The sequence below is a fragment of the Pseudomonas sp. 05N434 genome (assembly GCF_056396965.1).
This window is the reverse complement of sequence record NZ_JBFTMK010000007.1, coordinates 1-24,552: the sequence shown is the minus strand read 5'-3', so window position 1 is coordinate 24,552 and position 24,552 is coordinate 1. Positions and strand designations below refer to the sequence as shown.

The window sequence follows — 24,552 nt, the reverse complement described above, 5'->3', positions numbered from 1 at the left end:
AGGAACAACACGCCATGGTGGGCGAGGGTGATTTCGCCGGGTTGCGGTTTCGAGCCGCCACCCACCAGTGCCGGGCCTGAGGCGGAGTGGTGGGGTTGTCGGAAGGGGCGCTGCGGCCAATGACTCAGAGGCACACAACTGGCGACCGATTGAATCGCCGCGACTTCCAGTGCTTCGCTCTCGGCCAATGGCGGTAACAGCCCCGGCAGACGACTCGCCAACAACGTTTTTCCTGTCCCCGGCGGACCGCTGAACAGCAGGTTATGAGCCCCCGCCGCTGCAATCAGCAAGGCTCGCTTGGCCGCCAGTTGTCCCTGAACTTCATTCAAGTCGGGATAGGGTTTGCTGGCGTAGAGCAAACCGTTGGAAGCGTAGGGTTCGATGGGCGTGTGACCATTGAAATGCGCGACCGCTTGAAGCAGATGATCCACCGCAATCACCTTCAACCCCGACGCCAGGCAGGCTTCTTCAGCGTTCGCTCGCGGGACTACCAGCGTGCGCCCGGCCTTGCGCGCCGCCAGCGCCGCCGGCAACACCCCGCGAACCGCACGCACCGCKCCCGACAGCGCCAGCTCTCCCAGGCACTCCACGTCATCCAGCGTCAACGTCGGCACCTGCACGCTGGCCGACAGAATCCCCAAGGCAATCGCCAGATCGAACCGCCCGCCATCCTTCGGCAAATCGGCAGGGGCGAGATTCAAGGTGATGCGCCGTGCCGGAAATTGCAGGCCGGAATTGATGATCGCGCTGCGTACCCGGTCCTTGCTTTCCTTCACCGCCGCCTCGGGCAGCCCGACCATGGTCAGCGACGGCAAGCCGTTAGCCAGATGCACTTCGACGGTGACGGCGGGCGCATCCACGCCGACTTGGGCGCGGCTGTGGACGATGGATAGGGACATGGTCGTTCCTTGAGCTGACGGGGGCCGCTTCCTGCGGGTTTTTGAAGGGTAGTCGTGGGCAGATGATTTAGCGTTGTGGCGGAGTAACCAAACTTTCGCAGGATGTTGCTGGGCGAGCTGATTCCAGTCAGTTAAGTCGTAACGCAATCTGTACCAGCCTTCGGCAGCTGCTACACAGGTTACGTCGCGGCTGGTATTTGGGCGTAATCAACTGAGGAGCTAGTTTTTTTGTAGGACCGGGCCTGGATAGATGAAGGACTTCGGTGAAAGAGCTCGGACGCTCTTGTCGGATCGGGGTGGCTGCTTATGATCACAGTTGATCAAGCCCTCAGGAGGGGAGATGAGCAATTCTGGAATGCGGCCGATTCATCCTGGCGAAATCCTTGAAAAGGAGTTTCTTGAGCCAATGGGCATTACGGCGGCTGGTTTGGCTAGCTCGTTGAATGAGGTTGGAGATGAGGTGAGTGCCCTTGTGATGCAGGAGAGCGATGTAGGCCCTGATCTTGCCGAGAGGCTTTCCATTTACCTGAACACCACGCCCGAACTCTGGCTAAACCTGCAATCGACCTACGATCAGCGCAGGGCCGAAATCGAGCGTGGTTGAGCTTCGGGTGCTTGCATCACCCGCGAAGCACGCTTCCACCAAGAGGCATTGAGCGGACGGCGGCGGAGGAAGTTGCCGGGATGTTCGCGGGGCTTAAGATCAAAAGATCGCAGCCTTCGGCAGCTCCTACGGGGTGGTTGTTCCAGCGCGGGGCGGCTGGAACACCGTGGTGACTCTAATCGCGAGCAGGCTCGCCCCCACAGTAGATCCCATTGCCATGGGAACCGGCGGGGTTATTCGGTGGGTGGATTGAGCTTCGCTTCCAGCTCCGCCACTTTCGCTTCAAGGCTCTCCAACCGGGCGCGTGTCCGTGCGAGCACGACCATCTGGCTGTCGAATTCTTCACGGCTTACCAGATCCAGTTTGCTGAAGCCGCTTTGCAGCAGGGCCTTGAACTGGCTTTCGATTTCGCTTTTCGGCAGTGGGGTGTCGCCGCTGAAGAGGCGGGAGGCGGTGCCGCTCAGGGCGTCGAGGAAGTCTTTGGGCGCGAGCATGGGAAATGTCCTGTCAACAATGGCGGGCAGTGTACCACGCAGTGTCTATAGTCAATCTCGAAGGCTGGGATGCACGCTTTTCGCGCATGCGAGTGGAGAGCCACGCACTGTTGTTGTGCGTAACCGTGGCGTCAATCGGCTGGAGAGGCCTGCGTTAGCGGCCAAGGGCTTGAAATCAATGGCTTTTGGATAGATGGCAAGCTTTCTGCTTAGTCGCTGATGACCCATGCACTGATGCAGTCGCTGTGACGAATGCAGTGCGCCAAGCGGAACGGGGGAAGTTTCGTGCGGAGTGGTTAGCTGGCGTCGGACGGGCAGGTAAAGCCGACGATGCGTTACAAAGCCAGGCACTGCGCTTAGACTTGAGTCGGGTTTGTTTTCCTGGGGCAAGTCCACCAATTCGGGAGAGAGTTTTCATGAAGCTAGTCACTGCCATCATCAAGCCGTTCAAACTGGACGACGTGCGCGAGTCGCTGTCCGAGATCGGCGTGCAGGGCATTACCGTTACTGAGGTCAAAGGCTTCGGTCGGCAGAAGGGTCACACCGAGCTGTATCGCGGCGCGGAGTACGTGGTCGATTTTCTGCCTAAGGTGAAGATCGATGTCGCCATTGACGACAAGGATCTGGACCGGGTTATCGAGGCGATAACCAAGGCCGCCAACACCGGCAAGATCGGTGACGGCAAGATCTTCGTGGTCAATCTGGAACAGGCGATTCGCATCCGTACCGGCGAAACCGATACCGACGCAATCTAAGCCGCCACAAACCCAACGCCCCAGGAGAAAACAAAATGACTCTGCGTAAATTCGCAGGGCTAGGAGCCCTGTTGTCCATCGTAATGCCTGGCCTGGCCATGGCGGCAGATCCGGTGGCGCCTCCAGTCCTCAATTCCGGCGATACCGCCTGGATGATGACCTCGACAGCCCTTGTGCTGTTCATGACCATCCCCGGCCTCGCGCTGTTCTACGGCGGCATGGTTCGTTCCAAAAACGTTCTTTCGTTGATGATGCAATGCTTCGCCATTACCGGCCTGGTCACCATCCTGTGGTTCCTTTACGGCTACAGCATGGCGTTTGACACAACGGGTATGGAAGCTAACGTCGTCAACCTCAATTCGTTTGTCGGCAGCTTCGCCAAGGCATTCCTCGCCGGCATCACGCCTGCCAGTATTACCGGCCCCGCGGCGCTGTTTCCCGAGGCGGTGTTTGTCACCTATCAGATGACCTTCGCCATCATCACCCCCGCGCTGATCGTCGGTGCTTTCGCCGAGCGGATGAAGTTCTCCGCAATGCTGGTGTTCATGGGGATCTGGTTCACCCTGGTTTACGCGCCGATTGCGCACATGGTCTGGAGCGGTCCGGGTTCGCTTTTGGGCGACTGGGGCGTGCTCGACTTCGCAGGCGGCACCGTGGTGCACATCAACGCCGGTGTGGCCGGGCTGATCGCCTGTCTGGTACTGGGCAAGCGTAAAGGCTTCCCAACCACCCCGATGGCTCCGCACAACCTCGGCTATACCCTGATGGGTGCCGCGATGCTCTGGGTTGGCTGGTTCGGTTTCAACGCCGGTTCCGCTGCCGCAGCCAACGGCACTGCCGGTATGGCCATGCTGGTTACTCAGATCGCTACCGCCGCCGCAGCCTTGGGCTGGATGTTTGCCGAGTGGCTGACCCACGGTAAACCGAGCGCACTGGGTATCGCTTCGGGCGTGGTGGCCGGTCTGGTTGCGATCACTCCGGCGGCGGGTACCGTTGGCCCGATGGGCTCGATGATCATCGGTCTGGCAGCAGGCGTGGTGTGCTTCTTCTGCGCCACGACTCTGAAACGCAAAATGGGTTACGACGACTCCCTCGACGCTTTTGGCGTGCACGGTATCGGCGGTATCCTCGGCGCGATCCTGACGGGTGTGTTCGCTGCACCGTCCCTGGGTGGTTTCGGCACCGTCACCGACATCGCGGCTCAAGTCTGGATTCAGTGCAAAGGCGTGGGCTTCACGGTGATCTACACCGCGATCGTCACCTTCATCATCCTCAAGGTGCTGGACGCTGTCATGGGTCTGCGCATCACCGAGGAAGAAGAAGCAGTCGGCATCGATCTGGCGCTGCACAACGAACGCGGCTACAACTTGTAAGCACGCCTATAAAAAATGCCCGGCTTGCCGGGTATTTTTTTGTCTTGATTTTGTCAGTGAAGGAAAGGCTGAAAGGTTTTTTCATACACGTTCAGGGGCGTTTACAACGGGTGTTTTTCTGCGGCCAATGGCTTACACGATTGAAGGAATATTAGGGCCTTTGTTTTTTCCCAGAGCGCGCTAGAATGCGCCCCGAACGTGCGGAGAACTGTATGTGGCAACAGACTCTGATTACCCTGCGGGCACGGCCCCGGGGCTTTCATCTGGTAACGGACGAGTTACTCGCCGGCTTGCCTGAACTCAAGGCGTGTCGGGTCGGTCTGTTGCATTTGTGGCTACAGCATACCTCGGCGTCGTTGACCATCAACGAGAACGCCGATCCGGCGGTACGTCGCGACTTCGAACGATTTTTCAATCGTCTGATCCCACAAGGAACGGACGACTATGAGCATAACGACGAAGGCCAGGACGACCTCCCGGCGCACTTCAAGGCCAGCGTACTTGGCTGTCAGCTCAGTTTGCCGATCTCGGCAGGCCGACTGGCGTTGGGAACCTGGCAAGGCGTTTATCTGGGCGAGCACCGTGATTATGGCGGTGCCCGTAAAGTCCTCGCCACCGTGCACGGTGAAGGGGAATAAACCGCTGGTCACCAGCGGTGGTTGAATTTTTTCCGGCGGCCTTCGACAGAAGGCAAAGCTGGGCTATAACTAATCTGCTTTTCGCAAGTCATGAGGTAGAACATGAGCGACGATGATCTGGAAAACGACGACCTCGAAGTAGGCGACGACGACGAAACCGAAGAAGGCCTGGAAGCGGCGGCTGAAGACGTCGCTGAAGACGACGGCGGTGATGTGCCCGTTCCGACTGCCAAAGGCAAAGCCAAGGCAGCGGTATCGGTCGATGAGCTGCCGAGCGTTGAAGCCAAGAACAAGGAACGCGATGCCCTGGCCAAGGCCATGGAAGAGTTTCTGGCACGGGGCGGCAAGGTGCAGGAAGTGGAGGCCAATGTGGTCGCCGATCCTCCCAAGAAGCCTGATAACAAGTACGGCAGCCGGCCTATCTAAGCGCCTGCTTCCTGCTTGCTGAAAAAAGCCCGCCGTCGCTGCGGGCTTTTTCATGGGTGAAAATCAAAAGATCGCAGCACCTCAAATATCGACTGAGTTCCAGCGGGCGAGCAGTGCAGGCAACTCGGTCAAACTGCGAATCTCGGCATCCGGCGCCTTCTCGGCTTCCCACACTTTGCCCGCCGGGTTAAACCAGATCGCTCGCAACCCCGCCTGCTGTGCTCCGGCAATGTCATCGCCAGGATGATCGCCGATATGCACCGCGGTTTCGGCGGTCGCGCCGCCCCGTTGCAACGCTTCATGAAACAGTCGCGCATCCGGTTTGGCGATGCCGATGTCTTCGGCGCACAGGGCAAACCTGAAGTAATCCGCCAGGCCCAGTCGGCGCACATCGGCGTTGCCGTTGGTCACTACACCGAGGGCGTAGTGCTTGGCGAGTGTCTCCAGCGTCGGCTCGACTTCGGGGAAAACTTCCAATTGATGCCGGGCATGCAGAAACACTTCAAAACTTTGATCAGCCAGGTCTGAGGCTTGACCATGGTCGTAACCAGCCTCTTCCAGAGCATGAAAAAGCACCCGCCGACGCAGCGCACTGATTCGGTGCTTGAGGTTCGGCTCGTTGCTCAACACCCGCTCGCGAATCGACCACAAATGCTCCACCGGCACCGCGCCCAGGTTCGGCGCATGCTCGGTCAGCCATTCACGCAATATGGCTTCGGCGGTGGCGATTACCGGGGCGGTGTCCCACAGGGTGTCGTCGAGGTCGAAGGTGATCAGTTGGATGGTCATGAATCATCGCCTTTAATGCGTTTGGCCCGTGGATGGGCGCTGTCGTAGACCGTCGCCAGGTGCTGGAAGTCCAGATGGGTGTAGATTTGGGTGGTCTTGATGTCTGAGTGGCCGAGTAGCTCTTGCACGGCGCGCAAGTCCTGAGAGGACTCCAGCAAATGGCTGGCGAAAGAGTGTCGCAACATGTGCGGGTGCAGGTTCTGCCCCAGCTCGCGCTCGCCGGCGGCCTTGACCCGCACCTGAATCGCCCGAGGACCGAGGCGCCGACCTTGTTGGCTGACAAACACTGCGTCGTCCGCCGGGTTGGTCATGGCCCGCAACGGCAGCCACAGTTCCAGTGCTTCGCGAGCCTTTTTACCCACTGGCAACAGCCGGGTCTTGCTGCCTTTACCGAGGACCTGGACCATGCCGTCAGCCAGGTCCAGCTGATCGAGGTTGAGCCCGGTCAGCTCCGAAAGCCGCAAGCCGGAGGAGTAGAACAACTCCAGAATCGCCTGATCCCGACGGGCCAGAAAATCATCCTCCACCGCGCCTTCCAGCAGTTGCAGCGCACGGTCGGTGTCGAGGGTTTTCGGCAGACGACGCTCGCCTTTGGGCGGTGCCAGGCCGTTGGCCGGATCGTGGTCGCACAGGCCTTCGCGGTTCAGATAATGATAGAGCCCGCGCACCGCCGACAGTAGCCGTGCCAGGCTGCGGGACGATTGGCCTTGTGCATGCAAGCGGGCGATCAGGCTGCGCAGCCGCTGGATATCCAGTGCGGCCCAGCTGCCGATGTTCTGTTTGACGCACCAGCCAAGCACTTTGTCGAGGTCGCGGCGGTAGGCGTACAGCGTATGCGGCGACACTTGCCGCTCACTGCGCAGGTGTTCGCAGTAAGCGTCCAGTTGCCGTTCCACGATCAGCGTACCGAGCGCAGGGAGTTGTTGACCCGTGGCAGTACGCGACCCATGACTTCGGCGATGTAGCTGAGGAACAATGTGCCCACCGAACTCTTGTAGTGCTGCGGATCGCGGCTGGCGATGGCCAGAACACCGTGGATGCCCTGGTGGCTGATGGCGACGACGGCGGTGGAGCCGATCTGCTTGCGCTGTTCTTCGCCGAACAGGAAGTCCAGTTCATGCTCACGCAGGCTGCCGCAGACGCTCTTGTCTTCCGAGAGCAGGCCGCCGATGGCCGTTTGTGCGTCGGCGTGGGTGACCCAGCGGCCTACCGGCATCGGGTTGTCGCCCAGCAGGATCAGGCTGACGAAGGGCACCTGAAAGTCCTGGCGCAGGCTGTCTTCGACGCCGATCACCACGTCTTCCAGGCTGGTCGCGTCCATCAACGTGAGAATCAGACGGCGGGTCTTGTCGAACAGGCGATCGTTGTCGCGGGCCACGTCCATCAAGTGCGAGAGACGATGACGCAACTCGATGTTGCGATCGCGCAGAATTGTCATCTGGCGTTCGACCAGCGAAATGGTGTCGCCGCGCTGGTGCGGAATGCGCAGGGCCGGGAGCAGTTCTTCATGCTCGATGAAGAAATCCGGATGAGCCTCCAGGTACGCGGCAATCGCCGCCGCCTCAAGGCTTTCGGAAGGGGATTCGTCGGGCTGTAGGGCGGGAACCTGGGGCTTGTCGGTCATGGATTTCGCTCACTCAAAGACGCACTTGTCCTTCGTATACGCGTACTGCCGGGCCGGTCATCATGACCGGTTGGCCAGGGCCTGCCCATTCAATGGACAGGCGCCCGCCGGGCAGGTCGATCAATAGCGGCGAATCCATCCACCCCTGGCTGATCGCGGCCACCGCGGCAGCACAAGCGCCGGTTCCGCAGGCCTGGGTTTCCCCGGCCCCGCGTTCCCAGACGCGCAACTGCGCGCGGTTCCGGTCGATGACCTGGAGAAAACCGACATTGACCCGCGCCGGAAAGCGCGGGTGATGTTCGATTTTCGGCCCCAGTTCATGCACCGGTGCTTTGTTGATGTCGTTGACCCGCAACACGGCATGGGGGTTGCCCATGGACACCGCAGCCAGTTCGACCATGGTGCCGTCGACGTCGACCTGATAGCTCAGGGCCTGGCTTGGGGCTTCGAACGGAATCTCGGCCGGCACCAGGCGCGGGGCGCCCATGTTGRCGCTGATCTGGCCATCGTTGCGGATGTCCAGTTCGATGATGCCGCTTTTGGTCTCGACGCGAATCTGCCGCTTGGCGGTCAGGCGCTTGTCGAGCACGAAGCGGGCGAAGCATCGAGCGCCGTTACCGCACTGTTCCACTTCGGAGCCGTCGGCGTTGAAGATCCGATAGCGGAAATCCACGTCCGGGTTGCTGGGCGCCTCGACGATCAGCAACTGGTCGAACCCGATGCCGGTGTGCCGATCGCCCCATTGCTTGGCATGCTTGGGCAGAATGTGCGCGTGCTGGCTGACCAGGTCGAGAACCATGAAGTCATTGCCCAGGCCGTGCATCTTGGTAAAACGCAGCAGCATGGGGTTACTCCGGCAGCAGGCTTTCGCCAGCAAACAACTCGGCTACCGTCTCGCGGCGACGCACTTCGATTGCCTGATCACCGTCCACCAACACTTCAGCGGCGCGGCCGCGAGTGTTGTAGTTGGAACTCATGACAAACCCGTAGGCACCGGCCGAATGCACGGCCAGCAGGTCGCCTTCTTCCAGCGCCAGTTGACGATCCTTGGCCAGGAAGTCGCCGGTTTCGCAGATCGGGCCGACGATGTCGTAGGCACGCGCGGCGGTATCGCGAGGGCGCACGGCGGTAACGTCCATCCAGGCCTGGTACAGCGCCGGGCGGATCAGGTCGTTCATGGCCGCATCGACGATGGCGAAGTCTTTGTGTTCGGTGTGCTTGAGGTACTCGACCTGGGTCAGCAGCACGCCGGCGTTGGCAACGATGAAGCGGCCTGGCTCGAACACCAGCGCCAGGTCACGACCGTCGAGACGTTCGCGCACGGCCTTGATGTAGTCGGCGGCCAATGGCGGCTCTTCATCGCGATAACGCACGCCCAGACCGCCACCCAGATCGATGTGGCGCAGGTAGATGCCGCAATCGCCGAGGCGGTCGACCAGGCCCAGCAGGCGGTCGAGGGCATCGATGAAGGGCGGCAGGGTGGTCAGTTGCGAGCCGATGTGGCAATCGACGCCGACCACTTCCAGGTTAGGCAGTTGCGCGGCGCGGACGTACACGTCTTCGGCGTCGGCGATGGCGATGCCGAACTTGTTTTCTTTGAGACCGGTGGAAATGTACGGGTGCGTGCCGGCATCGACGTCCGGGTTGACGCGCAGCGAGATCGGCGCGCGAACGCCCAGCTCGGCGGCGACTACTTGCAGACGCTCGAGCTCGTCGGTGGATTCGACGTTGAAGCAGTGCACGCCGACTTCCAGGGCGCGACGCATGTCGTCACGGGTCTTGCCGACACCGGAGAACACGATCTTTTCGGGGCTGCCGCCAGCGGCCAGTACACGCTCCAGCTCGCCACGGGAAACGATGTCGAAACCGGCGCCCAAACGGGCCAGGACATTCAGTACACCCAGGTTGGAGTTGGCCTTGACCGCAAAGCAGACCAGGTGAGACGTGCCGGCCAGCGCATCGGCGTAAGCCAGGTACTGGGCTTCGATGTGGGCACGGGAGTAGACGTAGGTCGGTGTACCAAAGCGTTCGGCGATGGCGGACAGGGCAACACCTTCCGCGAACAGCTCACCGTCACGGTAGTTAAAAGCGTCCATGGCGTTCCCTTATTGGTAGACGTCGTGTTTGTGTGCTTTCGACGGAGACTGTTGCGACGACTTGRCCTGCTCTGCAGGATCCTGGCTGTCATCGGGCAGGTACAGCGGGCCTTTTTGACCACAGGCCGATACCAGGCAGGCAACCGCGACGAGCGCAGCAAGGGAAGAGATCAGGCGCTTCATGGCGAAATCCTTGAAAATGCGTTAATTGCGCCGGAGTATACCGGCCACCCGGCAGCTTGCCTATGTGACGCGGCTCCCGTCCGGCGGGCCTTTGACTGTGGCGCAGTAACTTGTCTTGCGTTGCGCAGGGATATTTCGTACCGCACCTCGTCCTTGGTGGTTATTCTTTGCAATCATCGGGGCTCGCCCGTATCTTGCGGCGCTTGAGCGTGAGTAGACACTTTTTGAGGTTCCCGTAATGAGTTTGACTGAAGCCCGTTTTCACGACCTGGTCGATGCCACCCAGCAGACGCTGGAGGATATTTTCGATGAGAGTGACCTGGATATCGATCTGGAGAGCTCGGCCGGTGTGCTCACCGTCAAGTTTGAAAACGGCAGCCAGTTGATCTTCAGTCGCCAGGAGCCGTTGCGGCAATTGTGGTTGGCGGCGGTGTCCGGCGGTTTCCACTTCGACTATGACGAAGAGAGCAAGCGCTGGATGTGTGACAAGAGCGACGAGCAACTGGGTGAGATGCTCGAGCGCATCGTCAAGCAGCAAGCCGACGTCGAACTCGATTTCGAAGGTCTGTGAGATCGTGACCCAGCCTGCGCCCGTTCGCCCGCCCAAGCCGCTCTATAGCAACGTCAGCCCGGCAGTGCCTTCGCCGTGCAGCGGTGTGTGCCGGCTGGATGAGCAGAAGGTTTGCCTGGGGTGTTTTCGGCATGTCGAAGATATCCGCGAATGGCGCTCGGCCGATGATGAGCGGCGGCGGGTGATTTGTGCGCAGGCTGTACAACGCAAGATCTTGGCTTAAGGGCTTTTGTGGCGAGGGGGCTTGCCCCCGTTCGGCTGCGCAGCAGTCGTAAGCTTTTTGGGGCCGCTTCGCGACCCAACGGGGGCAAGCCCCCTCGCTACATCGCTCCCTCGCCACAATGGTCAGCGCTGGGCCGTGGTCGCCCCCGGCTTGTTTATTTATTGAGCTGTGATAGTGTCCAGATACGCCTCAACCCATCGAGGCTCGTGAAAACCCCGCCTTTTTCTGGCGGGGTTTTGCTTTTTTCGTGCAGAAGAAAGGAGTCTGCCCTGATCATGACCGCACCTTCCATCACCCTTACCCGTCTGGACGTGCAACGTCTGGAGCGCCTGATCGACAGCCTGGATGACTCGCTGCCGGGCGTTATCGCGCTGCAAACCGAACTGGATCGCGCCGATACCCTGGTCGGTCACGAAGAGGTGCCGGCCGATGTCGTGACCATGAATTCTAAAGTGCATTGCCGCGAAGAAAGCAGTGGCAAGGACTACCACCTGACCCTGGTCTACCCCAAGGATGCCAACGCCGACGAAGGCAGGATTTCCATTCTGGCGCCGGTGGGCAGTGCGTTGCTCGGCCTGAAGGTTGGCCAGCACATCGACTGGCCGGCACCGGGTGGCAAGACCCTCAAACTGACCCTGCTGGAAGTTGAATCGCAGCCTGCCAATGGCGGCGCGTTCCCGGAATGAACCCCTCAGACCTGCTCGAGCGCCTCGTTCAATGCGCGCTCCAGGTCGGCCTTGTAGCGCAAATACAGATTGCTTGAACTCTGACCATCACCGAGCAGGCCCGACAGGTCCAGGTCGGTGATGTAGCAGCGATAGCGTTCGGTCTCGCGGCGCTGCTCGACGATTTCCCGGGCGACCACGCTGAACAGTTGGTCGCCATGTTCCAGCTCTGAAAATTCCCGCTGATTGCAATACAGCGTTACTTGCACCTGTCCTGGTGCGGCTTTGCCGACGATCGCCTGCACGTCATAGAACGGTTTGTTGACCGGGGTTTGCGGCGCCGGTCGGGCTTCGACCCGACGCGCCCGTGCGGAGCCTGAAGGCAATAACTGGTAATACAAAGTCTCCAGGCTCAGCGGCTGGGCGGCGTCCATCGGTAGCAAGGCGTCGCGCCGGTACTGGATCGATTGCAGGAAACGTTGCAGCGGCACCAGCAGGCTTTGTTCGTCGTGATAGGGCAAGCGTTGTTGCCACAAGGCATTGAACTCATCCAGTACGTACAGATCGGCCTGGTGTTCGTTGATCCGGTAGAACACCTGAACGCAGTCGGGTTGCCCCATGGGCAGGATCAGCGCCAGGTCGTGGTCTTCCAGTGCCATCGGGTCCAGATGCAGCGGGCTGTAGCTGGCCAGCTCTTCGCCAAGGTAGTCAAACAGCGCCGGCAGCGTGGCGAGGGCAACGTGATTGACCTGGCCGGGCACCAGCTCCAGCACGTGGTAATGCTGCTGGACCTGAATCAGGTAGCGATGATTGAGTTTGCTCAGCAGCAGGTTTTGCGCGGTATCGAGAACTTCTTCGACTCGTCGGGCTATGAATTGCGCGCGGTTGTGGCAGAAGCAACGTACCCGCAGCTTGGGCTGCTGTGGCCCGTCCGGCAGGTTGTTGAGGTAATCGCGCAGGCAGTCGAGCAGGGCATGGGGACCGTCAAAGCGGCTGACCAGCACCTCGTTCCAGCTGTTTAGCGTGACCTGATCCAGGGTCAGCACCAGATTTTCCCGCACGCCGGCGTAGCTCAGGGAGTCGGTGCGCTCGGTGGTCATCAAGATGTTCATGTCGCGATGGTGCTTGAGCGGATCAACGCCGACGTTCACCAGAATCAGTATTTCGCTCGGCACGCTGGCGCGCAGCAAAGGCTCTTCGGCGACGGTAGTCAGAGGCAGGGCGATGCTTTGTTGCAGGCTGCCGAGCAGGTTGAACAGTTCGAATTCGCTCAAGTCGCTGGTGCCGGGGTGCAGGGCCAGGCGGGTGCTGCTGTCGATCACGCCGTTACGGTGGCACCAGGTGAGCAGCTCGAGTAACTGGCGGCTGCGCTTGATCGGCGCAAAATGCTCCCACTCGTGAGCGGTCAGGCTGCCGTTGTACAAACCCCATTGGGTTTGCCCCGGCTCTCTCTTGTTCGGGGCTTGCACCAGCGTCAGGGTGTCTTCGGCCAGATCGGGGGCGATGCCCGGGTTGATGCATTCGACCTTGTCGGCCTTGCGCTCGAAGGCCGCGTACAACCGCCGGCCCAGCACATTGAGGTCGCGCTTGTTGATCAGGCTGACGGTCTGCTCGTTACGGGCAAACTGTGTCAGGAAGCGGTAGCTGTAATTCAGTTCGCCGACCAAGGCACGGCGCTCGGCGCTGACCTGGCGGACTTTCCACTGGCTGCGGCTGTCGAGCAACGCCAACTGACGCTGATCCCAATGCCATTCGTGGGCCAGACGTTCGAGCAGCGAACGCTGCCAGCTCTGGGTGCGACCGCTGCTGCCGGTGAGCTTGCGATTGACCTTCAGGTACAGCGCACGACGTACCAGTTCGAGCCGCTCCGGTTCGCCCCGAGCCGTGAGGTATTCCTCGATGCGCCGGTAAACCACCATGTACGGGTCCAGTTCATCGAGGTCCAGTCGATTGGCAAACACCGCCTGTTTGAAACGCAGGCTCAGGCAGTGGACTTTCGGGTGTTCACTGGCGTAGACCTCGGTCAGCAGCAGTTTGAGCACTGATTTGTAGGGCGATTCGATGCCTTTGAACAGCTGCCAGAGCCCGGCCCCGATGAACTCCCCGGGAGGGATGTACGCCAGATGCCCCAGGTCCAGGGTTTCGTCGGCACGGATGAAGCGTTTGGAAAGCAGCGTGTGGGTGTAACGGTCGTACGCAGCCTCTTCGTAGACCGGCACCAGCCACCAGATGGGGGTGCGTCCGGCCAGCCAGATCGCGGTTCGATAGAACTCGTCCAGCAGCAGATAGTGCTGGGTGGTGCCACAGTCTTCCGAGCTCAACTGCGTATCGCGCTCGCCGAGCACGAAGCGGGCCGGGTCGATCAGGAAAAAGTGCGCCTCGGCGCCCTGGCTGGCGGCCCAGACTTCCAGCAACTGGCATTTCTTGCGCAGTTCAGCGAGCTCGCTTTCGCTCAGGTCCGGCCCATGACAGACCCACACGTCCATGTCGCTCTGATCGGCCTGGGCCAGAGTGCCGAGGCTGCCCATCAGGAACAGGCCGTGAATGGGGCGCGGCGGATTGCTGCCGTGGCGCGGTTTGTAGGAAAACGAGCGGGTCAGGCGTTGGGCTTCGGCGAGGGTGTTGGTATCGGGTTCGTAATTCGACAGGCCGRCCGGGGTGCTACCCGAAACGTAACCCGGCAATAGCGGATGATTGACGTGGAAAAACAGCGGCAGCAGGGTCAGCACCGTTTGCTGGCGGGTCGACAACCCTTCCATCGCACGGGCCATGCGACCCTCGTTGAGCTTCAGGAAACGGGCGCGCAGCTGGCTGAGAACCTTGCGATCGATTCCCTCGTCCAGATCGGGGCGGATTTCATGGGTGCGGGTCATGTCAGCTCAATCCGGCTCGCGGGGCTCGGACGCAGGAGGGCTCAGGGTGAGGGGCAGTTTAGCGCCTCGGCCCCGGGACTTTTAAGCTGATTTTGTTTTCCTGGCGTCAGATTTCTATCGTTTGGCGACGGCAGGTAACAGGGCCAGTCATCAAGTGTGCCCGCGGAAATCCCGTGACAGAGCTTTCCGTGGGCTACGCAGTGATGCTCAGGCTGTTTCCCGCACGGACAGAATGGTGAGAACGGTTTGCACGTTTTGTGCGGCGTCACGCCCCAGGCTGGTCAGATAACCGCCATCGGGCTGGGTGATCAATTCTTTGTCGAACAGTCTTTGTGCGGCGGCAATGGCTTTCGGGGCAGCGGTCTGATGAATTTTCAAACCTTCCTGGGAACTGTCCAGGTTGAAGAGTGCGAGGATTTCCAGTTCGGCAACCAACTCAGGGGTAAGCGACATAAGGACTCCAGACTTTCTAGGAATTAGACGATAGCGTCCCTAAGGTGAACCCGTCGGTGAGGCATGTCCAGTGCTGGCAACAGGGTTTTTCTCCCCCAGAGGCATTCCTCGGAAGGTGGTACGGACAGCGGGGGTGGTTTCTGTAGGAGCGAGCGCGCTCCTACAGGGGGGCGGGGTTATTGCTTTTCCGGCGGCAACTCTGGCAGTGCGCGCAGCGCCGTTTCATACCATTCGGTGTCGAATGCACGGTCCTCATCGAGCATGGCGTCGATCTCGTAGGCCAGCACATGGGCCATCAGGTTGAGGATTTCTTCACGCTCGTAACCCACCAGGGTCAGCTTGTTGAAGGTTGCCTTGGCCGCTGGCGGGTTGTCGCTTTCGATCTGGTTTTCGATTGCTTCGATCAGCGTCGTTTCGGCGAATTCTTCTTCGTCGTTGTCGATGTCGTTTGGCTCGCTCATGGCAGGCTCCTCAAGGAAAGGCGGCCAGTTTACCTGCATTCAGCATTGTGATGCTGCTGGCAAGAAGTGCCTGGGCGTTCTATAACTGGCGCTGCCAACCCCCTGCACGGCCTGGAGGCTATGTAATGCTCAAGCTTTATGGATTTTGCGTCAGCAACTACTACAACATGGTCAAGCTGGCGTTGCTGGAGAAGGGACTGCCGTTTGAGGAAGTACCGTTTTACCCAGGCACCAGCCCCGAGGCGCTGGCCATCAGCCCGCGCGGCAAGGTTCCGGTACTGGGCGTCGAGCAAGGTTTCGTCAACGAAACCAGCATAATTCTCGAGTATCTCGAGCAGAGCCAGAAAGGCACACCGCTGCTGCCGAGCGAGCCCTTCGAGCGAGCGCAGGCGCTGGCTTTGGCCAAGGAAATCGAGTTGTACATCGAACTGCCGGCGCGCGCCTGCTACCCCGAAGCGTTTTTCGGCATGTCAGTGCCGGAAGCGATCAAGGACAAGACCAAGGCCGAGTTGCTGCTGGGGTTCGCCTCACTGGGCCGGCACGGCAAGTTCGCCCCTTACGTGGCGGGCGACCGTCTCAGCATTGCGGATTTGTATTTCCTGTACAGCGTGCCGATGGCTTGTGCCGTGGCGCAGAAGCTGTTCGATATTGATCTGCTGGCTGAGATGCCGGCGGCCAGGGCGCTGCTGGAGCGTCTGGGGCAGAATCCGAACGTGCAGCGAATTGCGGCAGACAAGGGCGCAGCAATGCCCGCGTTTCTGGAGATGATCGCGTCGAAGAAATAGATTGTGTAACGATCTTGAGAATGCCTTTGCGGGCAAGTCTCGCGCCTGAGGGGTACGGTCCCCTGTAGGCGCGAGCGGTGCGGCGATCCGACTTGCCCGCGAAGCTTTTAACGGCTGGCGAGTAGTGCCTGACCGCGAGCCACGGCAGCCCTGACCTGTGCCGGCGCGGTTCCGCCGATATGGTCACGGGCATTCACCGAACCTTCCAGGGTCAGCACGGCAAACACGTCCTGCTCGATCTGGTCGCTGAACTTGCGCAGTTCTTCCAGGCTCATTTCCGCCAGGTCCTTGCCGCTGTCTACGCCGTACTTCACCGCGTGGCCAACGATCTCGTGGCAATCACGGAACGGCAAGCCGCGACGTACCAGGTAGTCGGCCAGGTCGGTGGCGGTCGAGAAACCGCGCAGGGCCGCTTCGCGCATCATCGCGTGCTTGGGCTTGATCGCCGGGATCATGTCGGCGAAGGCTCGCAGCGAGTCGCGCAGGGTATCGGCGGCGTCGAACAGCGGTTCCTTGTCTTCCTGGTTGTCCTTGTTGTAGGCCAGGGGCTGGCCTTTCATCAGGGTCAGCAGGCCCATCAGCGCGCCAAATACCCGGCCAGTCTTGCCGCGAACCAGCTCCGGCACGTCCGGGTTTTTCTTTTGCGGCATGATCGAGCTACCGGTGCAGAAACGGTCCGGCAGATCGATGAACTGGAACTGTGCACTGGTCCACAGCACGAGCTCTTCGGAGAACCGCGACAAGTGCATCATCGCGATGCTCGCGGCCGAGCAGAACTCGATGGCGAAGTCGCGATCGGACACGTTGTCCAGGGAGTTGCCGCCAACAGCGTCGAAGCCCAGCAACTTCGCGGTGTACTCGCGGTCGATCGGGTAAGTGGTGCCAGCCAGCGCAGCACTGCCCAGCGGCATGCGGTTGGTACGCTTGCGGCAGTCCACCAGGCGCTCGTAGTCGCGGCTGAGCATTTCGAACCAGGCCAGCATGTGGTGCCCGAAAGTCACCGGCTGCGCGGTTTGCAGGTGGGTGAAGCCTGGCATGATGCTGCCGGCTTCGCGCTCGGCCTGCTCCAGCAAGCCTTTTTGCAGGCGGGTGATCTCGGCCAGGATCAGGTCGATCTCGTCACGCAGCCACAGACGAATGTCGGTGGCGACCTGGTCGTTGCGGCTACGGCCGGTGTGCAGCTTTTTACCGGTCACGCCGATGCGGTCGGTCAGGCGCGCCTCGATGTTCATGTGCACGTCTTCGAGGTCGATGCGCCAGTCGAACTGGCCGGCCTCGATTTCACCCTGGATGGTCTTCAGGCCATCGATGATGCTGTCGCGCTCGGCATCGGTCAGCACGCCGACCTTGGCCAGCATCGTGGCGTGGGCGATCGAGCCCATGATGTCGTGGCGATACAGGCGCTGGTCGAAGGTGACGGAGGCGGTGAAGCGGGCAACGAAGGCGTCGACGGGTTCACTGAAGCGGCCGCCCCAGGACTGATTGGTCTTGTCAGTGCTCATGAATTCGCTCGTATCGGCTTGAAGAAAGATGGCGTGGAACGCTGACGCGGATAATAACAGGGTTGCCAATCCTGTCGCTGACACTGGTCGATACGTTTTTTTCTCATGGGGCGATCCATACTCGAAGCCAGCGATGCGCAAATTGCGCAACGATATTTCTCATTTGAGCAATATCGTCGCGGCAACCGTCTACAGTTGGACAGTAGGATCAGCGCACTTCTCGATGCTGCAGCTGACTATAGAGAGAAGAGGGGTGTTCATATTGTGTATCAGCAAACCTTATGGCGATGCCTCGCCAACGCGGGCCTGGGCCGTCAGTCACCCGGCAGATGAAAATTTAGCCGCCGGTCTTGCGGCACTTTTTGGCCCTCGCGCTAGTCTTAGCGTGGATCGCGGTGACGGACGTCACTTCACCTGTCTACGCTATCTTTGTGCGAGACTCACGCAGGAATCCAGCGCAATATGAATGTCCTGATCGTTGATGACGAACCCCTGGCCCGCGAGCGCCTGAGCCGAATGGTCGGCGAACTCGAGGGATACAACGTCCTGGAGCCCAGCGCCACGAATGGCGAAGAGGCGTTGGCACTGATCGACAGCCACAAGCCGGATATCGTACTGCTCGATATTCGCATGCCGGGCCTCGATGGCCTGCAAGTGGCGGCACGATTGTGCGAACGCGAAACCCCGCCCGCCGTGGTGTTTTGCACAGGGCCCGATGAATTTGCCGTGGAAGCCCTACAGGCCAGCGCCGTGGGCTATCTGGTGAAGCCAGTGCGCACAGAACAGTTACATGAAGCATTGAAAAAAGCCGAACGCCCCAATCGCATCCAGCTCGCCGCCTTGACTCGTCCCGCCGCCGAAACCGGCAGCGGCCCACGCAGCCATATCAGCGCCCGCACCCGTAAAGGTATTGAACTGATCCCGTTGGGCCAGGTGGTCTACTTTATTGCCGACCACAAGTACGTGACCTTGCGCCATGAAGGTGGCGAGGTGCTGCTGGATGAGCCACTCAAGGCCCTCGAAGACGAATTTGGCGACCGTTTCGTGCGGATCCACCGCAATGCACTGGTCGCCCGCGAACGCATTGAACGGCTGCAACGCACCCCCCTGGGGCATTTCCAGCTGTTTCTCAAAGGCCTGAACGGCGACGCCCTGATCGTCAGCCGACGCCATGTGGCCGGCGTGCGCAAAATGATGCAGCAGCTTTAATCCGCCATTCAGGGCGGATTTCTACCCTGTTTTAGGGCCTTGAGGGCCAGGGAGGCCATGCAGTTTCTGATACAAGTCAAAGTGGATTTGGCTGAGCTGTTATTATCCGCMGTATCTATTCAGTACGGATTGATCCATGTCCTCTCGCGAAATCCGCATCGCCACCCGCAAAAGTGCTCTCGCCCTGTGGCAGGCCGAATACGTCAAGGCTCGTCTGGAACAGGCCCATCCGGGCCTGCTCGTGACACTGGTGCCCATGGTCAGTCGCGGCGACAAGCTGCTCGATTCGCCCCTGTCGAAAATCGGCGGCAAGGGCCTGTTCGTCAAGGAGCTGGAAACCGCGCTGCTGGAAAACGAAGCCGACATCGCCGTGCACTCCATGAAGGACGTGCCGATGGACTTCCCCGAAGGCCTCGGTCTGTTCTGCATCTGCGAGCGCGAAGACCCGCGCGATGCATTTGTCTCCAATACCTTCGCCAGCCTAGATGAGTTGCCACCAGGCAGCATCGTCGGCACCTCCAGCCTGCGCCGCCAGGCTCAGTTGCTGACCCGTCGCCCGGATCTGGAAATCCGCTTCCTGCGTGGCAACGTCAACACGCGCCTGGCCAAGYTCGATGCCGGCGAATACGACGCCATCATCCTCGCCGCGGCGGGGTTGATTCGTCTGGGCTTCGAACACCGCATCACCTCGGCCATCAGTGTCGATGACAGCCTGCCAGCCGGAGGCCAGGGCGCGGTCGGTATCGAGTGCCGTAGCGTCGACACTGAGATTCATGCACTGCTCGCACCGCTGCATCATCAGGATACGGCCATCCGCGTGACCGCTGAACGTGCCCTCAACAAACATCTGAATGGCGGCTGCCAGGTGCCGATCGCTTGCTACGCCGTGCTTGAAGGCGAGCAGGTCTGGTTGCGTGGCTTGGTGGGCGATCCGAACGGCGGCCTGCTGCTCTGCGCCGAGGCCCGAGCGCCACGCAGCAAGGCCGAGGCCCTGGGCGTGCAAGTGGCCGAAGACCTGCTGAGTCAGGGCGCCGACGCCATTCTCAAAGCAGTCTACGGCGAGGCTGGGCACGAGTGACTGGCTGGCGCCTGCTGCTGACGCGCCCTGCGGATGAATCGGCGGCGCTTGCCTGCGTGTTGGCTGACGCGGGGGTTTTCAGTAGCAGCTTGCCGCTTTTGGACATCGAGCCGATGCCGGCCTCTGCCACAATGTGCGCAGTGATTCAGGACCTGGATCACTATTGCGCGGTGATCGTGGTCAGCAAGCCGGCCGCCAGAATCGCTGTCGAGCTGCTCCACCAGCATTGGCCGCARCCGCCGGTTCTGACGTGGTTCAGCGTCGGCGCGGCAACGGCGCAGATCCTCGAGGCTAACGGGCTGGATGTGAGTTTCCCGGCCGACGGTGATGACAGCGAAGCCTTGCTTGAACTTCCACGATTGCGCGAGGCTATCGCCCGTCCCGATCCTCGGGTGTTGATCGTGCGTGGGGAGGGTGGGCGCGAGTTGCTGGCTGAGCGTTTGCGCGAGCTTGGTGCTAGTGTCGAGTATCTGGAGTTGTACCGACGCGGCTTACCGCAGTACCCACCGGCAGCGTTGCCTGAGCGGATCGAGGCGGAACGCTTGAACGGGCTGGTGGTCAGCAGTGGACAGGGTTTTGAGCACCTGCACCGATTGGCTGGCGATGCCTGGCCGATCATGGCGCGGTTGCCGTTGTTTGTTCCAAGCCCCAGGGTCGCCGAGCTGGCACGCGCCGCCGGGGCCCAAACAGTTGTGGATTGTCGTGGCGCCAGTGCCGCGGCCTTGCTGACGGCGTTACGGGAGCACCCCGTACCCGTTTTCTAATGCAAAGGATGGATACGTGAGCAAAACAGCCTTGCCTAAAGATGACGTCCAGCCGGTGCTCGATGCGCCGGCAGAAGCACCGGTTGTAACCGGGCCACCTGCTACTGAGCCGCGCCGAGGCAATGGGCTGGCAATCGTCGCGCTGCTGTTGGGCGCTGCCGGTGTTGCCGTGGGCGGTTGGGGAGTCTGGCAGGTGCGTCACCTGCAAGCCGATAACCTGCAACAGTTGAGTCAGGTACAGGCGTTGAACGATCAGGCGCAGAGCCTGAAGCTCAACGAGCAGCGTCTGACCGCTCGCCTCGAACAAATGCCTGCGGCCGAAGAGCTCGATGCGCGCAGTCGCTTGGTCACTCAACTTCAGGGCGATCAACAGCGTTTGAATCAACGCCTGGAAACCGTCCTCGGTGCCAGCCGCAAGGATTGGCGTCTGGCCGAGGCTGAGCATTTGCTGCGACTGGCCAGCCTGCGTCTGTCGGCGTTGCAGGACATCAGCAGCGCCCAGGCCCTGGTGCAGGGGGCCGATGAGATACTCCGTGAACAGAATGACCCGGGGGCTTTTGCCGCTCGCGAGCAAGTGGCCAAAACCCTGGTGGCCCTGCGCAGTACCGAACAGCCGGATCGCACCGGGTTGTTCCTGCGACTGGGTGCCTTGCGCGATCAAGTGATCAGCCTCACCGAACTGGCGCCCGAGTACAAGGACCGTGGCGAATCCCTGCTGGGCCTGACGGCCGATGGCGACGGCGCCAGTCGCTGGGCGCAATGGTGGGATCAGATCTCGCGTTACATCCGAATCGATTTCAACGCCGACAAGAATGTCCGTCCATTGCTGGCAGGGCAGAGCCTGAGCCAGGTGCGTCTGGCCTTGAGCCTGGCGCTGGAACAGGCGCAGTGGGCCGCGCTCAACGGTCAGGCTGCGGTTTACACTCAGGCGCTGACCGAGGCGCGGGACGTGCTCAAGGGTAACTTCAATCCGGACAACCCTCAGAGCAAGATCATGCTGGAGCAGGTGGCCGAGTTGAGCAAACAGCCAGTCACGGTGGTCACGCCGGATCTGACAGGCACGTTGAGCGCCGTCCAGGCTTACCTTGAGCGACGCAACGTCAACGCCGAGGACTCAGTGAAACCTCTTGGCAAACCTGCCGCGAGCACTGCGCAGGAGGCCACACCATGAAGCGTCTCTATGTGATCGTGTTCGTGGTCATCGCTGCCGCCGCCGCGTTGGGGCTGGCGATTGCCGAGCATTCCGGCTACGTGCTGATCGCCTACAAGAGCTTCCGTTACGAATCGAGCCTGTGGGCAACCCTGGCCTTGGTGGCCGTGCTGTGGCTGGTGTTCTGGGGCATCAAGGCGCTGGTCGAACTGGTGACGACTTCCGGTGGGGTGGTCAACCCATGGTCGCGGCGCAATCGCAGTCGACGGGTGCAAGTGGCGATCGAGCACGGCCAGCTGGATTTGGCCGAGGGCCGCTGGGCCAGTGCTCAGCGTCACCTGTATCGCGCGGCAGAAGCCGAGCGTCAGCCACTGCTCTACTACTTGGGTGCTGCCCGCGCCGCGAACGAACAAGGTCTCTACCAGGAAAGCGATAACTTGCTGGAGCGCGCTTTGGAGCGACAGCCCCAGGCCGAGCTGGCGATTGCCTTGAGTCATGCCCAATTGCAGACCGACCGCGGCGACACCGACGGCGCCCTGGTCACCCTGCAGGCCATGCACGAGCGTCATCCTCATAACGTCCAGACCCTGCGCCAGTTGCAACGCCTGCATCAGCAGCGGGGCGACTGGTCGGCAGTGATTCGCTTGCTGCCGGAGTTACGCAAGGACAAGGTGCTGCCGCCGGCCGAGCTGGCTGAACTGGAGCAACGCGCCTGGGGTAAGAATCTTTCGTTGGCGGCGCACCGGGAAGAGGACGGAACGGTCGGTTTGCAATCGCTCGCTCGTGCCTGGCAGCAGCTCACCGCCGCTCAGCGGCAGGAACCGCAACTGGTGCTCGCCTATGCCGAGCAACTGCGGCAACTGGGAGCGCAGGTCGAGGCCGAAGAGGTTCTGCGTACAGCTCTCAAGCGCAAATACGACAGTCATCTGGCACGCCTGTACGGTCTGGTTCGCGGTAGCGATCCGGCCAGACAGCTGCACACCGCTGAAGGTTGGCTCAAGGATCATCCGGCCGACCCGAGCCTGTTGCTGACGTTGGGCCGTTTGTGTCTGCAAAGCAGTCTGTGGGGCAAGGCCCGGGATTATCTGGAAAACAGTCTGCGTGTACAGCGTAATCCTGAAGCCTGCGCCGAACTGGCGCGGTTGCTGGCGCAATTGGGTGACACTGAACGCAGTAATCAGTTGTTCCAGGAGGGCTTGGGCCTGCTGGACGAGCGCTTGCTGTCGGCTCCGCTGCCGGTGCCGGCTCATGCTTGATGCCGGCCTGTAGCCGCTGCCGAAGGCTGCGTTCGGCTGCGCAGCAGTCGTAAATCAGGCGCCGCAGTCGGATCAGGTGAGTCGTGTTAAACCGATTACGACTGCTGCGCAGCCGAACGCCGGCTGCGCCAGCTGCTACAGGGGGAGTCGTTCGTCAGGGCAATCCAACCGCTCCGAGTCTGCCACTGTTTTTGAGTTGTGGTCCTGGTCTGGCAAAGTCCTACAGCGGACTACATCTTATCCTCTCGACTCTGTCGGGAATTCCCTACACTTCTGGTGAAGTGTCCGTGCTGGCCTGCCTTGAAAGGCTGCTGCGCTTTCCTCTACCGTAACCGCTTGTCTCTACAGTTACGGAAAAGCCATGTCTTTGGCCTGCTCACGCTCMTTGTTTTTCATGGTTTTCATTGCAGGTGCCCTGGCCTTGGGCGTTTCCTATTACCTGGAATATGCGGTCGGCCTCAAGCCTTGCGGGTTGTGCCTGTTGCAACGGGTTTGCCTGGCGCTGCTCACGGGTGTCTGCCTGATGGCTTCGGTGCAGGGGCCTGGTCGCTTCGGATCATTCCTGTATTGGTTACTGGGTCTGCTATGCAGTGTGGCGGGTACCGTCACGGCGTGGCGGCAGGTTGTGTTGCAGAGTGATCCGGTGCATCAGCTCTCGGCATGCTCGCCCAACCTGACTGATCTGTTTGCCAGTACGCCCTGGTTGTGTGCCTTGCAACGGTTGTTCAAGGGAACCGACGACTGCGCGGAAATTTCCTGGACGCTGTTCGACCTGAGTATCCCGGAATGGAGCCTGTTGTTCTTCRTTGCGATGATGATTCTGGGCGGGTATCAATTGCTGCGCCTTGTCTGGATCGCCTGTCAGCGACCGCTCAGCGGCGAGTCGTCGCACCGGGTATTGACGGGCGATTAAACACTTGTATGAACTTTATCTCCTGCGTACCTTGAAGCCATAGGCGCGCGGGCATAATCTGGCCCGCACGTATCATTGGAATTATGTTGCTCGTTGCTGTTCTGCCTGACCAAGACCGGATGTGCCGAGTCTTGGTCAGGCGTAGAACGGCATGACCCATTAGGGAAGAGAGATCGCCATGTTAGATAGTTGTCAGAATGCTCAGGAACGCTGGGGTGGGGTTCATAAGCTCATTGACCGCTGGCTACAAGAGCGTGAAGAGTTGGTAAAGTCGTTCCACGACTTGCGAAATGCCAAACCGGCTTTCGCCGACAAGTCCTTGAACGGTCGGTTCTGCGAGATTCTTGTCGATTACGTTTCTGCCTGGCACTTCGAAGTGAGTGAGCATCTGGTCAATGAGGCCAAGGCCTTTGGCGACGATGGCGGCCTTGAACTGGCGGAGCAGATCAACCCGCGTATCGACGTGAGCACCGAGATGGCGCTGTCGTTCAATGATCATTGTCACAAGGGTGACTGCAACGACACCGAGCGTTTCGCCGAAGCGCTGGAAAAGMTGGGCAGCCAACTGCGTGAACGCTTCGAACTGGAAGATTGCCTGATCGAAGTGCTGCACACCGCCCACAAGGAAGAGAGTTCGGTTCAGGCCTGAACCTTTCCCGGCTAGACACTGAAAACGGTGCGCAATGCGCACCGTTTTTCGTTTCCGGCATTCAGCTTGTAGCACCACGCAATTCGACTTCGAATACCAGCGGCGTGAACGGCGCGATC

28 protein-coding genes are annotated in these 24,552 nt (G+C 60.6%); 16 read left to right on the top strand and 12 right to left on the bottom strand.

Annotated elements, in window-relative coordinates; all coding sequences use genetic code 11:
* The coding region (locus tag AC1DLB_RS01015) for a YifB family Mg chelatase-like AAA ATPase (RefSeq protein ID WP_477784496.1) at window positions 1–899 on the bottom strand (899 nt) is incomplete at its 3' end.
* 340 nt (window positions 900–1,239) lie between these two features.
* Between AC1DLB_RS01015 and AC1DLB_RS01010 the strand changes: the two genes are divergently transcribed.
* On the top strand, window positions 1,240–1,503 hold the full coding sequence (locus AC1DLB_RS01010; protein ID WP_018927527.1) for a HigA family addiction module antitoxin: 264 nt from the start codon (window positions 1,240–1,242) through the stop codon (window positions 1,501–1,503).
* A gap of 233 nt (window positions 1,504–1,736) precedes the next feature.
* Here the strand turns inward: AC1DLB_RS01010 and AC1DLB_RS01005 are convergent, their stop codons facing one another.
* Window positions 1,737–1,997 (bottom strand): accessory factor UbiK family protein, encoded by a 261-nt coding sequence (locus tag AC1DLB_RS01005; RefSeq protein ID WP_008007559.1) that lies wholly within the window; start codon window positions 1,995–1,997, stop codon window positions 1,737–1,739.
* A 416-nt stretch (window positions 1,998–2,413) separates the two neighbouring features.
* On the opposite strand from AC1DLB_RS01005, the gene glnK reads away from it, so the two are divergent.
* The 4 genes from glnK to sutA all read left to right on the top strand — a co-directional run bounded on the left by glnK (window position 2,414) and on the right by sutA (window position 5,189).
* On the top strand, window positions 2,414–2,752 hold the full coding sequence (gene glnK / locus AC1DLB_RS01000) for a P-II family nitrogen regulator (RefSeq protein WP_002555808.1): 339 nt from the start codon (window positions 2,414–2,416) through the stop codon (window positions 2,750–2,752).
* Between the two features lie 35 nt (window positions 2,753–2,787).
* Window positions 2,788–4,125: an ammonium transporter gene (locus tag AC1DLB_RS00995; RefSeq protein WP_018927528.1), complete on the top strand. Its 1,338-nt coding sequence runs from the start codon at window positions 2,788–2,790 to the stop codon at window positions 4,123–4,125.
* Window positions 4,126–4,337: 212 nt separating this feature from the next.
* A complete protein-coding gene (locus tag AC1DLB_RS00990) occupies window positions 4,338–4,763 on the top strand; it encodes a secondary thiamine-phosphate synthase enzyme YjbQ (protein WP_477743593.1) in 426 nt (141 codons plus the stop codon).
* A 102-nt stretch (window positions 4,764–4,865) separates the two neighbouring features.
* The gene (sutA, locus tag AC1DLB_RS00985) at window positions 4,866–5,189 is read left to right on the top strand and encodes a transcriptional regulator SutA (RefSeq protein WP_018927530.1); all 324 of its coding nucleotides are present in this window, start codon (window positions 4,866–4,868) and stop codon (window positions 5,187–5,189) included.
* Window positions 5,190–5,270: 81 nt separating this feature from the next.
* On the opposite strand, the gene AC1DLB_RS00980 is transcribed toward sutA, so the two are convergent.
* From AC1DLB_RS00980 to lptM, 6 genes are read right to left on the bottom strand one after another with little or no spacing between them, the layout of a single operon-like run.
* Window positions 5,271–5,978, bottom strand: a complete 708-nt coding sequence (locus AC1DLB_RS00980) for an HAD family hydrolase (RefSeq protein WP_477743594.1) — start codon at window positions 5,976–5,978, stop codon at window positions 5,271–5,273.
* Window positions 5,975–6,874 carry a tyrosine recombinase XerC gene (gene xerC, locus AC1DLB_RS00975; protein WP_018927532.1) on the bottom strand — a complete coding sequence of 300 codons (900 nt, stop codon included), beginning with the start codon at window positions 6,872–6,874 and terminating at the stop codon, window positions 5,975–5,977. The genes AC1DLB_RS00980 and xerC overlap by 4 nt, the downstream gene beginning before the upstream one ends.
* Window positions 6,875–6,876: 2 nt before the next feature.
* Entirely contained in the window at window positions 6,877–7,602 is a 726-nt protein-coding gene (locus AC1DLB_RS00970; RefSeq protein WP_007941280.1) for a DUF484 family protein, read from the bottom strand.
* Between the two features lie 13 nt (window positions 7,603–7,615).
* On the bottom strand, window positions 7,616–8,446 hold the full coding sequence (gene dapF / locus AC1DLB_RS00965; RefSeq protein ID WP_477784495.1) for a diaminopimelate epimerase: 831 nt from the start codon (window positions 8,444–8,446) through the stop codon (window positions 7,616–7,618).
* 4 nt (window positions 8,447–8,450) lie between these two features.
* Entirely contained in the window at window positions 8,451–9,698 is a 1,248-nt protein-coding gene (gene lysA, locus AC1DLB_RS00960) for a diaminopimelate decarboxylase (RefSeq protein WP_018927534.1), read from the bottom strand.
* A gap of 9 nt (window positions 9,699–9,707) precedes the next feature.
* Window positions 9,708–9,881: an LPS translocon maturation chaperone LptM gene (gene lptM / locus AC1DLB_RS00955; protein WP_477784494.1), complete on the bottom strand. Its 174-nt coding sequence runs from the start codon at window positions 9,879–9,881 to the stop codon at window positions 9,708–9,710.
* Window positions 9,882–10,119: 238 nt separating this feature from the next.
* Between lptM and cyaY the strand changes: the two genes are divergently transcribed.
* From cyaY to rnk, 3 genes are all read left to right on the top strand, one after another.
* The gene (cyaY, locus tag AC1DLB_RS00950) at window positions 10,120–10,452 is read left to right on the top strand and encodes an iron donor protein CyaY (protein WP_018927535.1); all 333 of its coding nucleotides are present in this window, start codon (window positions 10,120–10,122) and stop codon (window positions 10,450–10,452) included.
* Between the two features lie 4 nt (window positions 10,453–10,456).
* Entirely contained in the window at window positions 10,457–10,675 is a 219-nt protein-coding gene (locus AC1DLB_RS00945; protein ID WP_081625749.1) for a DUF1289 domain-containing protein, read from the top strand.
* Between the two features lie 275 nt (window positions 10,676–10,950).
* Entirely contained in the window at window positions 10,951–11,361 is a 411-nt protein-coding gene (gene rnk / locus AC1DLB_RS00940) for a nucleoside diphosphate kinase regulator (RefSeq protein ID WP_007941285.1), read from the top strand.
* A gap of 5 nt (window positions 11,362–11,366) precedes the next feature.
* Here rnk and AC1DLB_RS00935 read toward each other — a convergent pair whose 3' ends face one another.
* The 3 genes from AC1DLB_RS00935 to AC1DLB_RS00925 form a co-directional block, all read right to left on the bottom strand.
* A complete protein-coding gene (locus tag AC1DLB_RS00935) occupies window positions 11,367–14,213 on the bottom strand; it encodes a class I adenylate cyclase (protein WP_477784493.1) in 2,847 nt (948 codons plus the stop codon).
* Window positions 14,214–14,420: 207 nt separating this feature from the next.
* Window positions 14,421–14,666 carry a TIGR02647 family protein gene (locus tag AC1DLB_RS00930; protein ID WP_007894898.1) on the bottom strand — a complete coding sequence of 82 codons (246 nt, stop codon included), beginning with the start codon at window positions 14,664–14,666 and terminating at the stop codon, window positions 14,421–14,423.
* A 176-nt stretch (window positions 14,667–14,842) separates the two neighbouring features.
* Entirely contained in the window at window positions 14,843–15,127 is a 285-nt protein-coding gene (locus AC1DLB_RS00925; protein WP_018927538.1) for a hypothetical protein, read from the bottom strand.
* Window positions 15,128–15,252: 125 nt separating this feature from the next.
* On the opposite strand from AC1DLB_RS00925, the gene AC1DLB_RS00920 reads away from it, so the two are divergent.
* Window positions 15,253–15,912, top strand: a complete 660-nt coding sequence (locus AC1DLB_RS00920; protein WP_018927539.1) for a glutathione S-transferase family protein — start codon at window positions 15,253–15,255, stop codon at window positions 15,910–15,912.
* A gap of 107 nt (window positions 15,913–16,019) precedes the next feature.
* Here AC1DLB_RS00920 and argH read toward each other — a convergent pair whose 3' ends face one another.
* Window positions 16,020–17,414 carry an argininosuccinate lyase gene (argH, locus tag AC1DLB_RS00915; protein ID WP_018927540.1) on the bottom strand — a complete coding sequence of 465 codons (1,395 nt, stop codon included), beginning with the start codon at window positions 17,412–17,414 and terminating at the stop codon, window positions 16,020–16,022.
* Between the two features lie 462 nt (window positions 17,415–17,876).
* Here argH and AC1DLB_RS00910 point away from each other — a divergent pair, with 462 nt between their 5' ends.
* From AC1DLB_RS00910 to rsd, 7 genes are all read left to right on the top strand, one after another.
* A complete protein-coding gene (locus AC1DLB_RS00910; protein ID WP_086944358.1) occupies window positions 17,877–18,623 on the top strand; it encodes a LytR/AlgR family response regulator transcription factor in 747 nt (248 codons plus the stop codon).
* A gap of 136 nt (window positions 18,624–18,759) precedes the next feature.
* Window positions 18,760–19,701, top strand: a complete 942-nt coding sequence (gene hemC, locus AC1DLB_RS00905) for a hydroxymethylbilane synthase (protein ID WP_477784492.1) — start codon at window positions 18,760–18,762, stop codon at window positions 19,699–19,701.
* On the top strand, window positions 19,698–20,465 hold the full coding sequence (locus tag AC1DLB_RS00900) for a uroporphyrinogen-III synthase (RefSeq protein ID WP_064621061.1): 768 nt from the start codon (window positions 19,698–19,700) through the stop codon (window positions 20,463–20,465). Before hemC ends, AC1DLB_RS00900 begins: the two co-directional genes overlap by 4 nt.
* A gap of 16 nt (window positions 20,466–20,481) precedes the next feature.
* Window positions 20,482–21,636: a uroporphyrinogen-III C-methyltransferase gene (locus tag AC1DLB_RS00895; protein WP_111453031.1), complete on the top strand. Its 1,155-nt coding sequence runs from the start codon at window positions 20,482–20,484 to the stop codon at window positions 21,634–21,636.
* Window positions 21,633–22,871 (top strand): heme biosynthesis protein HemY, encoded by a 1,239-nt coding sequence (locus AC1DLB_RS00890; RefSeq protein ID WP_111453030.1) that lies wholly within the window; start codon window positions 21,633–21,635, stop codon window positions 22,869–22,871. Before AC1DLB_RS00895 ends, AC1DLB_RS00890 begins: the two co-directional genes overlap by 4 nt.
* Window positions 22,872–23,232: 361 nt before the next feature.
* A complete protein-coding gene (locus tag AC1DLB_RS00885) occupies window positions 23,233–23,784 on the top strand; it encodes a disulfide bond formation protein B (RefSeq protein WP_477784491.1) in 552 nt (183 codons plus the stop codon).
* A gap of 178 nt (window positions 23,785–23,962) precedes the next feature.
* A complete protein-coding gene (gene rsd / locus AC1DLB_RS00880; protein ID WP_477784490.1) occupies window positions 23,963–24,433 on the top strand; it encodes a sigma D regulator in 471 nt (156 codons plus the stop codon).
* The last annotated feature ends 119 nt before the right edge of the window (window positions 24,434–24,552 follow it).

What these genes read in the sequence shown, in the direction of transcription:
- argH (WP_018927540.1), bottom strand. Translation starts at nt 17,414, where the DNA reads ATGAGCACTGACAAGACCAATCAGTCCTGGGGCGGCCGCTTCAGTGAA.
- rnk (WP_007941285.1), top strand. Translation starts at nt 10,951, where the DNA reads ATGACCGCACCTTCCATCACCCTTACCCGTCTGGACGTGCAACGTCTG.
- AC1DLB_RS00910 (WP_086944358.1), top strand. Translation starts at nt 17,877, where the DNA reads ATGAATGTCCTGATCGTTGATGACGAACCCCTGGCCCGCGAGCGCCTG.
- AC1DLB_RS00920 (WP_018927539.1), top strand. Translation starts at nt 15,253, where the DNA reads ATGCTCAAGCTTTATGGATTTTGCGTCAGCAACTACTACAACATGGTC.
- AC1DLB_RS00995 (WP_018927528.1), top strand. Translation starts at nt 2,788, where the DNA reads ATGACTCTGCGTAAATTCGCAGGGCTAGGAGCCCTGTTGTCCATCGTA.
- AC1DLB_RS00990 (WP_477743593.1), top strand. Translation starts at nt 4,338, where the DNA reads ATGTGGCAACAGACTCTGATTACCCTGCGGGCACGGCCCCGGGGCTTT.
- AC1DLB_RS00925 (WP_018927538.1), bottom strand. Translation starts at nt 15,127, where the DNA reads ATGAGCGAGCCAAACGACATCGACAACGACGAAGAAGAATTCGCCGAA.
- AC1DLB_RS01010 (WP_018927527.1), top strand. Translation starts at nt 1,240, where the DNA reads ATGAGCAATTCTGGAATGCGGCCGATTCATCCTGGCGAAATCCTTGAA.
- cyaY (WP_018927535.1), top strand. Translation starts at nt 10,120, where the DNA reads ATGAGTTTGACTGAAGCCCGTTTTCACGACCTGGTCGATGCCACCCAG.
- AC1DLB_RS00930 (WP_007894898.1), bottom strand. Translation starts at nt 14,666, where the DNA reads ATGTCGCTTACCCCTGAGTTGGTTGCCGAACTGGAAATCCTCGCACTC.
- AC1DLB_RS00970 (WP_007941280.1), bottom strand. Translation starts at nt 7,602, where the DNA reads ATGACCGACAAGCCCCAGGTTCCCGCCCTACAGCCCGACGAATCCCCT.
- lysA (WP_018927534.1), bottom strand. Translation starts at nt 9,698, where the DNA reads ATGGACGCTTTTAACTACCGTGACGGTGAGCTGTTCGCGGAAGGTGTT.
- AC1DLB_RS00890 (WP_111453030.1), top strand. Translation starts at nt 21,633, where the DNA reads ATGAAGCGTCTCTATGTGATCGTGTTCGTGGTCATCGCTGCCGCCGCC.
- AC1DLB_RS01005 (WP_008007559.1), bottom strand. Translation starts at nt 1,997, where the DNA reads ATGCTCGCGCCCAAAGACTTCCTCGACGCCCTGAGCGGCACCGCCTCC.
- AC1DLB_RS00980 (WP_477743594.1), bottom strand. Translation starts at nt 5,978, where the DNA reads ATGACCATCCAACTGATCACCTTCGACCTCGACGACACCCTGTGGGAC.
- glnK (WP_002555808.1), top strand. Translation starts at nt 2,414, where the DNA reads ATGAAGCTAGTCACTGCCATCATCAAGCCGTTCAAACTGGACGACGTG.
- sutA (WP_018927530.1), top strand. Translation starts at nt 4,866, where the DNA reads ATGAGCGACGATGATCTGGAAAACGACGACCTCGAAGTAGGCGACGAC.